15 protein-coding genes are annotated in these 12,883 nt (G+C 39.7%); 13 read left to right on the forward strand and 2 right to left on the reverse strand.

Annotated features, from left to right (window positions below):
• The first annotated feature begins 69 nt into the window (after window positions 1-69).
• On the forward strand, window positions 70-1,497 hold the full coding sequence (locus PQ456_RS05470; protein ID WP_273615233.1) for an alpha-L-fucosidase: 1,428 nt from the start codon (window positions 70-72) through the stop codon (window positions 1,495-1,497).
• Window positions 1,498-1,599: 102 nt separating this feature from the next.
• Here PQ456_RS05470 and PQ456_RS05475 read toward each other — a convergent pair whose 3' ends face one another.
• Together PQ456_RS05475 and PQ456_RS05480 are read right to left on the reverse strand one after the other, a co-directional pair.
• Window positions 1,600-2,013 carry an ImmA/IrrE family metallo-endopeptidase gene (locus PQ456_RS05475; protein ID WP_204825286.1) on the reverse strand — a complete coding sequence of 138 codons (414 nt, stop codon included), beginning with the start codon at window positions 2,011-2,013 and terminating at the stop codon, window positions 1,600-1,602.
• A 155-nt stretch (window positions 2,014-2,168) separates the two neighbouring features.
• Window positions 2,169-2,606, reverse strand: a complete 438-nt coding sequence (locus tag PQ456_RS05480) for a helix-turn-helix domain-containing protein (RefSeq protein ID WP_204825285.1) — start codon at window positions 2,604-2,606, stop codon at window positions 2,169-2,171.
• A gap of 418 nt (window positions 2,607-3,024) precedes the next feature.
• Between PQ456_RS05480 and PQ456_RS05485 the strand changes: the two genes are divergently transcribed.
• The 12 genes from PQ456_RS05485 to PQ456_RS05540 all read left to right on the forward strand — a co-directional run bounded on the left by PQ456_RS05485 (window position 3,025) and on the right by PQ456_RS05540 (window position 12,883).
• Complete coding sequence (locus PQ456_RS05485; RefSeq protein WP_273615234.1) at window positions 3,025-3,531, forward strand: ArpU family phage packaging/lysis transcriptional regulator; 507 nt, start codon at window positions 3,025-3,027, stop codon at window positions 3,529-3,531.
• A gap of 128 nt (window positions 3,532-3,659) precedes the next feature.
• Entirely contained in the window at window positions 3,660-3,812 is a 153-nt protein-coding gene (locus PQ456_RS05490) for a hypothetical protein (protein ID WP_273615235.1), read from the forward strand.
• Between the two features lie 502 nt (window positions 3,813-4,314).
• On the forward strand, window positions 4,315-5,241 hold the full coding sequence (locus PQ456_RS05495) for a hypothetical protein (RefSeq protein WP_273615236.1): 927 nt from the start codon (window positions 4,315-4,317) through the stop codon (window positions 5,239-5,241).
• Between the two features lie 69 nt (window positions 5,242-5,310).
• Window positions 5,311-5,565: a YqzN/YkzM domain-containing protein gene (locus tag PQ456_RS05500; RefSeq protein WP_273615237.1), complete on the forward strand. Its 255-nt coding sequence runs from the start codon at window positions 5,311-5,313 to the stop codon at window positions 5,563-5,565.
• Between the two features lies 1 nt (window position 5,566).
• Window positions 5,567-7,045, forward strand: coding sequence for a phage tail sheath family protein (locus tag PQ456_RS05505; RefSeq protein WP_273615238.1), 1,479 nt, complete (start codon window positions 5,567-5,569; stop codon window positions 7,043-7,045).
• A 94-nt stretch (window positions 7,046-7,139) separates the two neighbouring features.
• Complete coding sequence (locus tag PQ456_RS05510; protein WP_273615239.1) at window positions 7,140-7,547, forward strand: phage tail tube protein; 408 nt, start codon at window positions 7,140-7,142, stop codon at window positions 7,545-7,547.
• A 266-nt stretch (window positions 7,548-7,813) separates the two neighbouring features.
• The gene (locus tag PQ456_RS05515) at window positions 7,814-8,248 is read left to right on the forward strand and encodes a phage tail assembly chaperone (protein WP_273615240.1); all 435 of its coding nucleotides are present in this window, start codon (window positions 7,814-7,816) and stop codon (window positions 8,246-8,248) included.
• Window positions 8,249-8,452: 204 nt separating this feature from the next.
• Window positions 8,453-10,366: a tape measure protein gene (locus PQ456_RS05520; RefSeq protein ID WP_273615241.1), complete on the forward strand. Its 1,914-nt coding sequence runs from the start codon at window positions 8,453-8,455 to the stop codon at window positions 10,364-10,366.
• Window positions 10,367-10,404: 38 nt separating this feature from the next.
• Window positions 10,405-11,049: a LysM peptidoglycan-binding domain-containing protein gene (locus PQ456_RS05525; protein ID WP_273615242.1), complete on the forward strand. Its 645-nt coding sequence runs from the start codon at window positions 10,405-10,407 to the stop codon at window positions 11,047-11,049.
• Entirely contained in the window at window positions 11,046-12,029 is a 984-nt protein-coding gene (locus tag PQ456_RS05530; RefSeq protein ID WP_273615243.1) for an XkdQ/YqbQ family protein, read from the forward strand. The genes PQ456_RS05525 and PQ456_RS05530 overlap by 4 nt, the downstream gene beginning before the upstream one ends.
• A gap of 31 nt (window positions 12,030-12,060) precedes the next feature.
• Window positions 12,061-12,432 carry a hypothetical protein gene (locus PQ456_RS05535; RefSeq protein WP_273616250.1) on the forward strand — a complete coding sequence of 124 codons (372 nt, stop codon included), beginning with the start codon at window positions 12,061-12,063 and terminating at the stop codon, window positions 12,430-12,432.
• Window positions 12,425-12,883 (forward strand): DUF2634 domain-containing protein, encoded by a 459-nt coding sequence (locus PQ456_RS05540; RefSeq protein ID WP_273615244.1) that lies wholly within the window; start codon window positions 12,425-12,427, stop codon window positions 12,881-12,883. Before PQ456_RS05535 ends, PQ456_RS05540 begins: the two co-directional genes overlap by 8 nt.

The following is a 12,883-nucleotide window of genomic DNA, read 5'->3' on the forward strand; positions in this document are numbered from 1 at the left end:
TTCCCTCTGTATCGCCAATTGATATAGTAAGCATTTCAATCTATAACTAAGCGACAGGGGGAAAAAGCAATGAGTGAGCAACCGATGAATGAACAAGAACGTGAAATGATGGAAAAGCTGATGGAAGTACAGGGTGGGGTACATAATTACAGCAGTGAGGAATCTTGGGTTAAGCCAGAAGATCCGTTCATTTTGGAACGATTAGAATGGTTCAAAGATCAGAAGCTAGGGCTGATGATGCATTGGGGGCCTTATTCACAGCTAGGGGTAGTCGAATCCTGGGCGCTTAGTGATGATGATGGCGATTGGTCAAGAGACGGGATCGATTGGCAACAGGACAAAGAAGAATTGAAAAGAGAGTATTTCGATCTGAACAAAACATTTAATCCGATCCGCTTTCAACCGGAAGTCTGGGCAGAACTTGCGGCAGAAGGTGGATTCAAATATTTAAATTTTACAACCAAACATCATGATGGATTTTGTATGTGGGATACGCACACAACCGATTATCGTATTACAGGCAAAGACACTCCTTTTCATCAGCATAAATACGCCGATATTGTAGGCAATGTGTTCAATGCTTTTCGGGAAAAAGGATTAGCAATCTCTGCTTATTTCTCCAAAGCGGATTGGCATACGCCATATTACTGGGCAGATGGCATGGAACGTGGACAAAATTCATGGCGCGGGCCTTCTTATGATCCTGCTCAATATCCATGGTTATGGGAAAAGTTTGTTGAATTTACGCATGAGCAGATTTTGGAATTGTTGACGAAGTACGGACGGATTGATGTACTGTGGTTAGATGCAGGATGGGTTAGACCAGGTAAAGGCAATCAAGATATTCGTCTGGGTGAAGTGGTGGAAAAAGCACGTAAACAGCAACCGTGGTTATTGTCAGCAGATCGTACTGTAGGAGGAGCTTATGAAAATATAGTAACCCCTGAACAGACAGTTCCAGAACATGCGATGTCGATTCCATGGGAAAGCTGTGTGACGATGGGAACTTCGTTTTCTTTCCGCTATGAAGACAACTACAAGTCAGTGCGTGAATTAGTGCATATGTTAATGGAGATTGTCGCCAAAGGTGGTAATCTAGCGCTGAATGTAGGGCCACAACCGGATGGACGTTTGCCAGAAGGAGCTATCGATCGGATCAAAGGATTGGGCGCTTGGCTAAATGTGTATGGAGAAGCTGTATATGGAACACGCAGTGTTGCACCTGTGTATACACAAGGATGGGCTTTTACAGGTAAAGCAGCTCAGCAGACAGTCTATGCTTCGTATTTATATGCGAACGAAGCGATAGTGGTTCCGTCTACAATCAGTATTCCTTATATGGAACAGATCGCAAGTATCGATTTATTAGGCGAAGAAGTCATTGAAGGATTAGACTTTGAACAAAATGAAGAAGGTATTGTGGTGAAATTGCCTGCATCTGTAACCGATGTAACAAGTGCGCCAATTGCTCATGTATTTCGTATTCAACAATCTTAAAAGATAATATAGATCTGTACAGTAAAAAGAGTGGTTATCTAAAACCACTCTTTTTGTGTAGGCAATATAAGCTTAAAAACGTTAAAAAGAACGTATGTTCGATTAATAATCAAAAAAATAATACATCTCTGGTGGGATGCCTGTTCGTTTAGCAAAAGCTTCGGTCGTTTCTCCTATTCGTTGTTCTTGTCCAACTGTTAGTAATGTAATCGCAAAATAGTTGGCTTGTCTTTCTAATTTACCCGGCCAGAAGTAAGAATGTTCTTCTAAAAAAAAGCGATTAATGCCTTTATGCAGTCGGTCATGTCCCAGTTCGTGCGCACATACGAATCGCTGCCATTGATCCGAAAGCCCTTCATTAATAATAATAAAGCGTCGTCTCAATTTTTTGTAATACAATCCCTTGGTTGATTTCCCAAGATCCATATAGCGAATATGTATGCCGAGCGCTTCAGCAATTTCAAAAGGGCAATTGGTTTTATATTTGCGGACCAGATGAGCTGCGTTCTCTTCCATCGTTACAAGCCACCTCCGAGCGCTTAGTCGAATAAGCGCGACTTCTTCTAGTCTGATAAGAAAGTGATTTTTACAAAGCAAAACTTCTTTCGTCCAAGCGCTTGGTAGTAAAAGCGCCTTTTTTCTATAGAATACGTATACATAAGATAAAGTGTTTATTTGGATGTAGAATCGTCAGAAGAAAGAGGTTTCCGTTTGTTCATTTGCTTGGCTTCCCAGAACAAACCGGTTAATACATCTTTGATCCGTTGCTTATCTTCATCATCCAGTGGCACTCCATCAAACATTAATTCACCATCTTCCTCTAACATTTTTTTAAAATCTCTTTTATCACGCGAACTAGCCCACTCGGGAATTTGTTCCGCTTCTTCAGGGCGCAAATATCCTGCTTGATCCATCATTTCGGAATAAGAAATAGCTAGCGCTTTGGCTAGTTTTTCGATCGTTTGTGGCTTAGGCACACCACGTCTACCATTTTCGATCCGTGAAATTTGTGAAGTGCTGATGCCGGCGATCTCTGCCAACTGATTAATACTCCAGTGTTTTTGCTCACGTATTTGCTTCAAATATAGACCAAATGAAAGATTATCCACCGACAATACACCCTTTCTATAGGTACACTTGCGAAATATTCAATGAAAGTAAGAACACTTATAATATACCCTAGTATTGCCATTAGGTAAACACACTCTTTTATTTCTTTGCCAAAAGGTATGGGTTTGTGAGCAAAAGCGAGATAATATATGTTTTTTGTACGAAAATCGCTTTATTTCCGATTTTACCAATATTCTCCGGTATGATATTGTAAAAACATAAAATACGAACAAAATACGAACAAGATCAATAAATTGGAATTTTTGATCAGTTTATAGAATGAGAGAAAGTCATTATTGTTTAAAATATTGCCAAAAGGTAATGGATGAAATAGCAAGAATATTGCCAGGTGGTTGTATTTTGTTAGCTCCGTTCTACTTTATAACTATACTAACCCTATTAAAGGAGTGTTGTCTCATGAATTTATTAACTGCTCTACCTGAATTAGATCGCCGCCAAACTCGTACTGCTGTCGAAGCGGTATTTGAAAAATATCGGATTTACAAAACAATCACATTTGAAATGCGTGAAACGTCGATGACTGCGTCTTATCAAGAACGGATGCATGGCCCTACAAATGTAACTAGCGATTCTACAGCAAATGCTGCGATCTATAATGTAGATACACCAGCCGCACGTCGTGCTTATTGTGAACGAGTAGAAGCGATTGTAGAGCGTTTGGGAGAACGCGAGCAATTGTTGCTTAAAGAGCGTTATCTCAAACACGATGATGTATTCGATTATAAAGTGTACAGTTATTTGTTCGATCCGCCGATCAGTAAAGACACGTATGTTAAAGTCAGAACCAAAGCTTTTTACAAAATGGCGTTAGCGCTTGCCGATACAGGAATGATCAAATTAGATGAATTGATGCCGAAAAAAAATCGTACCCGTCGCAGTACAGAAGTTCCTTATAGTTCATAATGATTATATGATAAAGCACAGATTCATATAATCATTATAAGGAAGATAGAGAGTCCAACGGTAAAGTGGAATAGAACTCATAGATTGTGTTACCTTTAGACAGATCTCAATAGAAATGAGGAAGAATCATGAGCCTAAAAGCAAAACCTGCATGGTGGATCAAAGTTGCTACAGCATCTGTGCTAGTATGTGCAGTCGATATTGTACTTTCTCGCAAAGTAGTCAGTCAATCGTGTTCCAACGCTGTAGATACATCGACAGGCAATCATCCAGTGAAATAAGTAATATTCAATCATATATAAGTCGTCCCAAACGTTTGCTTACAAGCAGACGTTTTTTTGTTTTTATTATGGAAGCTTTTCATAATAGATTTCAGTATTATATTCGAAATGGAGCGGAATAATGAGAATAACACAACGAATATGATTTGATTCACTAATAGGGCTAAATTGTTTTAACCTTCATTTATATAGAAGAAAAGAATTCAATCAGGCAGAAAAAGCGCTATAAAGCCTGTTATATCAACGAAAATCAAGCTTATCGAGAGGGGTTCCAATACCTCTTCTTTTTACCACCGTAAGTCATCTATTAACCGTCCTTTTTTCGTCCGATACACCGTCTCCATTAGGAGAAAAACGAGGTAAGATTGTATTATCGGAAATGAAGCAAAAGGAACACAATCAACCGAAAGCACATACGCTAATGTACAGACTGATCCTAGAGATTCAGTCTTTTTTTCATGCGGTGAGATGATTCCTTTGCTTATATTTCTGGATAAAGGAGGTGAACAATATTCCTAAGATGCGAGCTACGATCAAGTCCAAGCTGGCAGAGATTATTCCAGAATGGAAAGGTCAGGTGTACGACCTTCCGCCACTTGATTTGATTTTGCCAGGTTCTTGTGCAGTCGTTACTTTTGCAGAAGAAGTACAGAAGTCATCTTGGGCAGGTTATCGTCGGATTGTTAAAGTCTGGCCTTACGCCCGGGTGAGTAATGGCGGCTTTGAACAAGTAGAAGCTTGGACACAACAATTGATTGAAGCATTACATGATGTGCGTTTGGAAGATAAAGATGGGCATGCATTTACATGTATCTATCTTGGTGCTTCGGACAGTGACCGAATCGATACACTCAGTGGATTAGCTACACGAGCGATACGATTCGGTATCTATGTTCCTGAACCAGTAGATACAACCATTAGCAATAATGCGCTTCTGACTTCCAGCGTTGCTGATGCCAGTCCGTCTGCAACACTTGAATCTGGACAACCTGATTCATGGCTCACTGCCTTACACGATTGGACACAAGAACAACTAGGCAATGAGTGGACAATCTATAAGGAAGCGTGGCCTGCTGGTTATGTTGCTCCTGCTGTGCTCTGGCGATTGACTGCAAGTAACTTTGCGGCGGCAGGAACTTCTGCTTTTGATGTGCGGAAGCAATGGATAGGGCATGTCTATGGGCGAAATGCACAAGAAAAACAGCGAATAGCGACCGGGTTGGTAGAACGTCTGAGTTCACAGACACGAATCCCACTCGATCTGGCTGATCGACGTTATTTAACGGTAAGTGAAGCATCTGTAGATTTACAAGCAGATGCTTTTTTGAATGGACAGATTCGTTTAACGTTGTTGCGTCGTGTCCAGCGAGAATTACCTAATGCACCGTTAATTCGCGAAGTGACCAACAAACCTGTTTTAGATTACTAAATGTATGCTGAAGCGAATAAGTGCAAGCTTACTCATTTCATAGTCATGCTAAGAAAATGAGGTGTTCTGATGGCAAATGTCAGCAAAAAGAGTGTAACTGCTAAAACAAGCAGCACTCCAGTACATGAAGATACGGAGCAGTCCTCTTCCAAAGCAAGTCAGCCTCAATATACGCTGACTGAACTTCTGCAACATGCAGATGAGCTTTTTGGAGTAAAGGCTGAAGTATTGCATGGTGTGTTTTACGATGATTCCGAAAAATTATTTTCAGTAGAAGAAGCTACACAAAAAATCCAACAATTTATGAAAGAGAAGGTGAAGTAAAATGGCAAGTGGCACATGGGAAAGCACGAACAAACCGGTACTTCCGGGTTTATATATGAATTTTGAGGCAGCAGCTGCTTCAGCAATTCAAGCAGGTAATCGTGGTACAGTGGTTGTTTTGGTCAAAGGAAACTGGGGACCTGTAGGAGAGTTTGTGGAAATTGGTAGTGAAACAGCGATCTCACAACATTTTTCTGGAGACAGCGAAAATGGAGCAACAGCTTATAATTCACTTTATTTGGCATTGCTAGGTGGCCCTAAAAAATTGTTGGCTTACCGTTTGGCAGATGATACAGCTAAATCTTCTAGTCTAGTATTGAAAGCAGCAGGTGCTACAGAAGGCACAGCAGGCGCTAATGTGCTTCAATTGGATACAAAATATACCGGTACACGTGGTAATGGCTTTACTGTAACGGTTCAGCCGAACTTAACAGACAGTACTCAACAAGAAATTCGTCTATATGAAGGAACCAAATTGGTACGCACATTTGTAGCCAAAGATGGAAAAGCATCTTCTTTTGCCAAAGCGATCAACGAAGATACAGATAATCTATGGATTACAGCAAAAGCTTTAGTAGATGGTGGCATTCCAGCTAACGTAGCGAACGCTGCATTTGCAGGGGGCGCAAGTGGTAACGCTGGTCTAGCTAATGCTGACTATATTGAAGCACAAGCAGCACTTGAAAGTGAAGAATTCGATGTGTTGGCATTAGACTTTGCTGCTGACCCTGCTTTACTGAAAAGCTTTGCCGCTTGGATCAAACGTGTACGTAGTGAGGGTAAACATACGGTTGCAGTAGTCGGTGGTACAGCAGCAGATGATCTATCTTCCAAAGCAGCTACGATTGCAGCAACACGTTCTCTTTCATTGAACTACGAAGGTATTATCAATGTAGGTACAGGTGTGCGCATTGGGACAACAGATTATACTTCTGCACAAACAAGTGCTTATGTAGCAGGTCTCATTGCAGGTCAACGTTTAAACGAATCGACAACGTACCATATTACGCCTTTCGATGATGTGACTCGTCGTTGGACACGTTCTGAGCAAGAACAAGCTGTAAAAAATGGTGTGTTTATTTTCTTCCATGATGGTCGTCAAGTGAAAGCTCTTCGCGGGGTGAATAGTCTTGTGATTCCGGCTGCTGGACAAAATAATGCTTGGAAAAAAATCCGTTCGATTCGTGTTATGGATGCGATCAATGGTGACTTGCAACGTGCGGCAGAAGATTCTTATATCGGTAAAGTGAATAACACTGAAGAAGGTCGCCTTGCTCTTATTGGTGCCATGAAAGAATATCTGAATCTTTTGGCGCAAAGTAGTGTTATTGAAGCATCTGGCTTCGATGTAATCTTAGATCCTGCTTATTATGGCGCAGCTCCAATCTTACGTCCAGAAGCAGATCAAGTATTCTTGCAATGGAATGTGAAATTGACAGATGTTATGGAGCAATTGTTTGGCACATTTTACGTGCAATAAATAGTAGTCGTCAGCGCTATATCTATTCATTTAGGTATAGCTTATTCCCTTTACAAACAAAACTAAGAACCGAAAATCGAAGGAGGAAATATATATGTTAGACGCTTCAAGAGTTATTCTGGGTACACACGGACAATTGCACATCGATGGGGTATGGCAAACGCATATCAACAAACTGGAAGCAAGCGTAGAAATTGAAAAACGTGAGCTGAATCTGGTGGGTAACGAATGGAAAGTACACAAAAATGGTTCCAAAAAAGGTACAGGTACAATGACAGGTTATAAAGTGACTTCGGATATGTTGGTACGTGGTTTCCAAAAATTCGATATTATCTCCAAACTAGACGATCCTGAATCGTATGGTCATGAGCGTGTTCGCTTGATCCGTTGCATGCCAGACAAAATTCAACTGGCAAACTGGACAGCTGGTGAAGAAGTTCCAGAAGAAACGGCGTTTACGTTTGAAGGATATGAGTTGCTAGATCCGATTGTAGCGAACTAATTCAACTATTCATAAACTACTCAATAACTTTACAGTGTATGAGTAAATTAGTATGCGAATAGGTAAGGGTAAAAAGGCTACTTTTTACTATTACTGTTTTGGATATTTATAAGCTTTCATATCTTATTCCACTATAGGCTAAGCGGCAAGAGAAGAACTTATTAGCTATTTCTTCTTTTGTCGCTACTTGGCGTGGACTGAATATGAAATCATTTTTCTGTTTGTAGCAAAACACTATTATTGACGATCCTGAGGAGGACATAATCATGAGTTTGAACGAAAATTTATCAGAAGAACAAATCTTGGATAGCCTATTTGAAGCAGCAGACAAATTGCCAGAAGAAACAGTAGGGATTCAACGTCTGGATTTGCAAATGACGTTGCGTGGACTCACTTCGAGTAAAGTAGACAGTATTCGTGAACGTTGTACGGTTCGTAAAACGACTAAAGGTCGCACAGAAGAAAAAGTAGATAGCGAAACATTTAACGCATTGTTGATCTCAGAAGCTACTGTTCAATTGGAAGTCAAAGGATTGAAATTAAACGGTTGGGGCGATCCACGTATTACCAGTCGCTTGAAATTATCCGGTGGCGAGCAAGCGGTACGTCGTATGTTGCTAGCAGGTGAACTGGATGCAGTCGGCGATAAAGTCCTTGAACTATCTGGCTTCGGTGTGGAGCTTGATGACCTAAAAAACTAATCCACTCCGGCGGGATCACAACGATGCTGTATCACATGTGGGTACGGCACAACCTCCGTCCCGGAGAGTTTTGGAATTTGTCCCAGGGTGAACGTTCGCTATTGTTAGCTTTTTCGCAAGAAGAACTGCAATCGATCAGTAGCCAAATGGGAAGATAAAAGATATTTACTAGTAATTCCTTTGAGTAAATAGGGAGGTGAATGTATGGCAGAAAGCATAGATAATAGTCAATTGAAAGCAACAGTCAGATACTTTGATCAGATTCAGCGATCATCTGATCGATTGGGACGTGCACGATATCAGAATATTATCAAAATGAATAACGAATTAAAATCTACTACTCGTTACTTTGATAATATTTCTCGCGCAGCTTCAAAATTGGCTAGTACTCGAATTACACTACAGGTAAGTTTGAATGATCAAGCTTCTCCAGCATTAGATCGATTGCTTAAAAAATTGAGCAGTGTGAAAAGCCAAATGATTAGTGCTTCAGGTAACTTTACGATTCAACAACAAATTAATGCTACGATCAAAGGTCTCACATTACCCGTTCCCAAAGTAGCTCCCGCTACAGTTAACATGAGTCCCAGCTTAATTAATGTTTCTAATAATAGTCTAACTAATAATTCAACTAGTTCAGCAGCAAAAGAAGAACCTAAAGGATGGTTTGATACTGCTAAGGGATGGTTTGATGAAACTGTAGAGAATATTGATAAGATGAATAAAGTTTTCGATGGAGTTAAGAATATAAAAGGTCTTTTTGTAAAAGATAAAAAAGATCCTACGGATACAAACGGTAATTCAAATAGTGATACTGCTGCAAACGGAAGCAATGACAAATGCTGCTGCTGTTGTTCAGACAAAAGCGGATCTGGCGGATCTTCTAGTATCATCAATCAACCTAATCCGGCAGCAAATAATTCAAATCGTGATAATGCAGCAAATGGTAAAAAGGTGAGGAGAGGACGATTCGGAAATCAAAGAATTTCTACAGGAGGACCTTCGCCAGCTGCTGATTCACCTAATCCGCCCAATAATACAAACCCTGCACAACGTAGAATAGTATTAAATGCTAGAACTACAGATGCAATTAGGAATAGAACCCTTCATAGAACCAATCCAAATGATACTGCTACTGATGGTGATAACGATACTGCTACAGGCGGTAGAAGAGGGAAAATCAAAAGTGCTTTATCAGGCTTTTTTAGTATGGATGGTTCAGGTCCAGCCGGATTACCAAATATGGAAGAAGGCATGGGTAAACTTTCGGAACATTTATCTGGAAGTAATAATAAGTTTTTGAAAATGGTCGGTGGCGGACTAGCTGACGGTGGCGGTAAGATCTTGAAACCACTAGGATTTATATCAGACATGGTCAATATCGCTACTTCTTCAGAGGAAAATAGAGGAGAAGCAGTTGGTTCCGCTGTAGGTAGTACCGCAGGAACAGCTCTGGGCGCTGTAATTGGGTCAGCTATCTTACCAGGTATTGGTACTTGGGCAGGTTCTATGGTCGGTGGTTGGGCTGGGGAGAAATTAGGTGGATTGGTTGGTGGTAGTGATCTAGGTAAAGCTGCTGTTAGCGCAGTAGGTGATGGCATTACAGGTGTCAAAGATTATCTTTCAGACAAAGCCAATGGATTGAAAGATGGAATTATGAGTTGGTTTGGTGGTGGAGATAAGGCTAAACAAGAAGCTGCCGCTACTCCAGCAGTAGCTCAAGTAGCTCAACAACCTAACAACCCGATGCTTGCGACCAATGCCAATATAGCTAACCCCGCAATGACAACTCCTGCTGCCCAAATAGTTAAAAATGCAGCAACTAATTCTGATAAACCTGCAAGCAAAGGTCCAGGTGGAGATGCAACGAAAGCCGTTCAAATCAATGAAACACAAATGGGAGCTATTTCAGGCATGCTAAAAGAATTTAAGTCTGAAGTAGTTAATAAAGTATCGATTACTGTCCCAACAGGAGCCGTTCAAGTAACAGTCAAAGAAAACGAATTGGATTATGAAGGATTAGCTTTACAGATTGGTCATCGTATTGCAAATGAGCTTCGTAAATCTATGCAAAATATGAAGCCCAATCCTTCAAAAGCTACCCCATTACCTATGTAGTGTAAACTTTATAATTTTTATAAGAAAGGAGGATTACTGTGGATATTTTTCTGATTGATGGTAAACGTCGTTTTTTTCATTTTCCTGTAAATCCAGAAGAAATAAGTATCTCTCGATCAAAGGGATATGAAACAGTAAATATGTTGCAATATGGAGAGTTTGATTTTGTTCAAGGAGATAAAGTAAAAGAAATTAGTTTTTCTTCTTTTTTTCCAAAAGAATATAATCCTTCATATTGCCAATATAAAAATATTCCTGCACCGAATATAGCAATCAATAAATTAAATGAACTTCTTATCTCAGATCATCCTATGCAATTAATGATCACCACTACAGGAATAAATGTCCCTATTTATCTAATTTCATTTAATAGTTCTTTTAAAGGTGGAGAACCAGGTGATATTTCGTTTGATCTCACTTTCCGCACATGGCGTGATGCTAAAGTAAAACAAAAGAAAACCAGTAAGAATGGTAAAACTACAAACAAATCTGGTTCTCGTGCTGATCTTAAAACTAGCAATAAAGCGTATACTGTCAAATCTGGAGATTCTCTTTCTAAAATTGCTAAGCTTGAACTTGGTGATAGCTCTAAATGGAATGATATTTACAAATTAAATACTAAGTTAATTGGTGCGAATCCTAATCAAATCAAACCTGGACAAAAGTTGGTGATGCCAACATGAGCTATAAAGTTATTATCAAAGACAAGTATGATATCACTTCTTTAGTAGAAACACTAAGTATGAAAGATTCTTTAGATCAAATAGCTTATCAAGCTAGTGTTCGCTTAGCAGTATCTTCTAAATTAGGCTTACCTACTATTGCTCCAGGGATGGATATTCGGATTAGCGGTATTCCTTTTAATCAAAAAGCATATCATCCGATACTCGATTTAGGTGTGATCTGGGAAGTTGAAAGTTCCAATAGTGGAACAAAAAGGTTATCTATGACTGTATATGATCGCATGATTTATTTAGAAAAATCGGAAGATGAATACCTTTTACCTAAAGATCAGACAGCTAGTCAACGCTTAAAAAAATATGCAAAAGATTGGCAAATTAGATTAGGTGATATACCAGATACAAAAGTTAAATTGGGAAAAGCAGCTTATCGTGCTCAGACTATATTTTCAATGATTTTTGCAGACCTTAAAGAAACAGCTAAATCTGGAGGTACTATGTATCATCCACGAATGACAAGTAAAGGTTTGAGTTTATTTGAGATTGGAAGTAACAATGAAGTTGTTGAGCTAGATCGTCTTATCGATTTAACTCAAATGCGTACACTAGAAGGTGCTGTAACTAAAGTGAAAATATTAGCAACTTCAGAATCTAGTGGAGATAAAGAAGTGCCCTCTAAAGTTTTAGCTGTTGAAGAAAAAGGAACTGAAGAATTAGGAACTCTGCAAAAAATGATTAATGATGATCAGATTAAAACAGCAGATGCAGCTAAAAAATCTGCTAAAAATTATTTAACAGGCATTCAACAGACATTTACTATTACTGCACCAGATATCAATACGATTCGTGCTGGAGATGCTGTAACTTTAAGCGGTATGAAACTATTGGTTACATCTGCTAGTCATGATTTAGGCAATCCTGGAACAATGACATTAGAGTTAGGTACAGCAGATTATGTGAGAAGGAGGTATTATCTTGAGTAAAAAAGATCCTTATGGACATTTCGCAGATCTGATGCGTTCTACCATGTCCAAGCATACCCAACAAGCAATGAGTGGTCTAGGTGCAGTACTTGGAACAATGACTGGCTCAGGAGTAAAGTTAGATGATTTCAAACATGAAATTCAAGATTATATGGTTGCTGAATTACCAGGAATGCTTGAAATGCCTGAACGTACGTATGTAGGCAGTACCTATCCTTTAGGTCAAGGTGGGAATGGTGGAAACGCAACGAAAAGTGATTTTGTGTTCGATAAAGTCGAAGTAGAAGAAACGGTACTTCACTTGAACAAAGGTCTCAAAGCTGGTGATCGAGTACTGGCTCTTCGTGTAAATAGCGGTAACGATGTGGTCATCGTATGCAAGGTGGTGAGTGGCAATGGCTAACCTTTTTCCTGATACGGATGCTTTTATTTGGGGAGACGAAGAAGAGACGACAGCAACAGACAGCACAGAAGTCATATTCGGCAAAAGTTGGCGTTATGACTATGATGCAGGTGATTTTGTGCTTACTCCTAGTGGTAAAGTAGCCATTGCTGATGAGAAAGAAGCATGGGTGCAGTGGTGCCACAAAGCTATTTTGACCCCTCGTTATCGGCATGTAATCTACTCTCGTGATTATGGAAGTGAATTAGAAGAATTAGTAGGTCAAGGATACGGGCATGCAATCATGGAGAGCGAGATTACTCGAATGGTTACCGAAACATTATTGACCGATGAGCGCACAGAAAGTGTAGATCAGTTTACTTTTAAATGGGTAGACGATCAATGTGTATTTACCTGCCGGATTACAAGTGTGCAAGAAGATACGCAAATTTTGGAAAGTGAGGTGATCTAA

This window comes from Paenibacillus kyungheensis (assembly GCF_028606985.1).
In the GTDB taxonomy this organism is placed as follows: domain Bacteria; phylum Bacillota; class Bacilli; order Paenibacillales; family Paenibacillaceae; genus Saccharibacillus; species Saccharibacillus kyungheensis.

Excerpts from the sequence above, each read along its gene's own strand:
- PQ456_RS05470 (WP_273615233.1), top strand. The coding sequence starts at position 70 with ATGAGTGAGCAACCGATGAATGAACAAGAACGTGAAATGATGGAAAAG.
- PQ456_RS05475 (WP_204825286.1), bottom strand. The coding sequence starts at position 2,013 with ATGGAAGAGAACGCAGCTCATCTGGTCCGCAAATATAAAACCAATTGC.
- PQ456_RS05485 (WP_273615234.1), top strand. The coding sequence starts at position 3,025 with ATGAATTTATTAACTGCTCTACCTGAATTAGATCGCCGCCAAACTCGT.
- PQ456_RS05490 (WP_273615235.1), top strand. The coding sequence starts at position 3,660 with ATGAGCCTAAAAGCAAAACCTGCATGGTGGATCAAAGTTGCTACAGCA.
- PQ456_RS05500 (WP_273615237.1), top strand. The coding sequence starts at position 5,311 with ATGGCAAATGTCAGCAAAAAGAGTGTAACTGCTAAAACAAGCAGCACT.
- PQ456_RS05505 (WP_273615238.1), top strand. The coding sequence starts at position 5,567 with ATGGCAAGTGGCACATGGGAAAGCACGAACAAACCGGTACTTCCGGGT.
- PQ456_RS05510 (WP_273615239.1), top strand. The coding sequence starts at position 7,140 with ATGTTAGACGCTTCAAGAGTTATTCTGGGTACACACGGACAATTGCAC.
- PQ456_RS05515 (WP_273615240.1), top strand. The coding sequence starts at position 7,814 with ATGAGTTTGAACGAAAATTTATCAGAAGAACAAATCTTGGATAGCCTA.
- PQ456_RS05520 (WP_273615241.1), top strand. The coding sequence starts at position 8,453 with ATGGCAGAAAGCATAGATAATAGTCAATTGAAAGCAACAGTCAGATAC.
- PQ456_RS05530 (WP_273615243.1), top strand. The coding sequence starts at position 11,046 with ATGAGCTATAAAGTTATTATCAAAGACAAGTATGATATCACTTCTTTA.
- PQ456_RS05535 (WP_273616250.1), top strand. The coding sequence starts at position 12,061 with ATGCGTTCTACCATGTCCAAGCATACCCAACAAGCAATGAGTGGTCTA.
- PQ456_RS05540 (WP_273615244.1), top strand. The coding sequence starts at position 12,425 with ATGGCTAACCTTTTTCCTGATACGGATGCTTTTATTTGGGGAGACGAA.